This window comes from Allobosea robiniae, assembly GCF_900102525.1.
In the GTDB taxonomy this organism is placed as follows: domain Bacteria; phylum Pseudomonadota; class Alphaproteobacteria; order Rhizobiales; family Beijerinckiaceae; genus Allobosea; species Allobosea robiniae.
The window spans coordinates 1-1,042 of the sequence record NZ_FNBZ01000021.1 but is presented as its reverse complement, the minus strand read 5'-3'; the positions used below and the strand labels follow the sequence as shown (position 1 = coordinate 1,042).

Annotated in this window: 2 protein-coding genes; both read right to left on the bottom strand. The window is 63.7% G+C overall.

Translation table 11 applies throughout. The features are described 5' to 3' along the window. Positions 1 to 431: 3-oxoacid CoA-transferase subunit B (locus tag BLQ70_RS25190; protein WP_091863074.1), on the bottom strand; the 431-nt coding region annotated here is incomplete at its 3' end. After that, positions 431 to 1,042, bottom strand: a 612-nt coding sequence (locus tag BLQ70_RS25185) for a CoA transferase subunit A (RefSeq protein WP_139163640.1), incomplete at its 5' end; no start/stop codon positions are given. The genes BLQ70_RS25185 and BLQ70_RS25190, both read right to left, overlap by 1 nt.

Genomic DNA, 1,042 nt, shown 5'->3' with positions numbered 1-1,042 from the left:
TCCATCACGACGATGACCTTCTTGACGCCGGCGACCAGATCCATCGCGCCGCCCATGCCCTTCACCATCTTGCCGGGGATGGTCCAGTTGGCGATGTCGCCATTCGCCGCCACTTCCATGGCGCCGAGGATGGTCAGGTCGATATGGCCGCCGCGGATCATCGCGAACGAGTCGGCCGAGGAGAAGAAGCTCGAGCTCGGCAGGATCGTGATGGTCTGCTTGCCGGCATTGATCAGGTCGGGATCGGCCTCGCCCTCATAGGGGAAGGGGCCGATGCCGAGCAGGCCGTTCTCGGATTGCAAGGTGACGTTGACCCCGTCGGGAATGTAGTTCGCCACCAGCGTCGGGATGCCGATGCCGAGATTGACGTAGAAGCCGTCCTTCAATTCCTTGGCGGCGCGGGCTGCGATCTCTTCGCGGGTCCAGGACATCAGGCGGCCTCCCTCTTGCGCTCGGTCAGCTTTTCGATCTTCTTCTCGTTGATCGTGCTCTTGATGACGCGGTCGACATAGATGCCGGGCGTGTGGATCGCCTCGGGATCGAGCGAGCCGACCGGCACGATCTCCTCGACCTCGGCCACCGTCACCTTGCCGGCGGTCGCCATGTTCGGATTGAAGTTCCGCGCGGTCTTCCGATAGACGAGATTGCCGGCGGTATCGGCCTTCCAGGCCTTGACGATGGCGAGGTCGGCGCGCAGCCAGGTTTCGCGGACATAGAGCTGCCCTTCGAATTCCTCGACCGGCTTGCCCTCGGCGACGACGGTGCCGACGCCGGTCTTGGTGTAGAAGGCCGGGATGCCAGCACCGCCGGCGCGGATGCGCTCGGCCAGCGTGCCCTGCGGGTTCAGCTCCAGCTCCAGTTCGCCGGCGAGATATTGCTGCTCGAACAGCTTGTTCTCGCCGACATAGGACGCGATCATCTTCCTGATCTGGCGGGTCTGCAGCAGCATCCACAGGCCGAAGCCGTCGGCGCCGGCATTGTTCGAGATCACGGTGATGTTCTTCACGCCGGAATCACGGATCTGCGGGATCAGGCTCTCGGG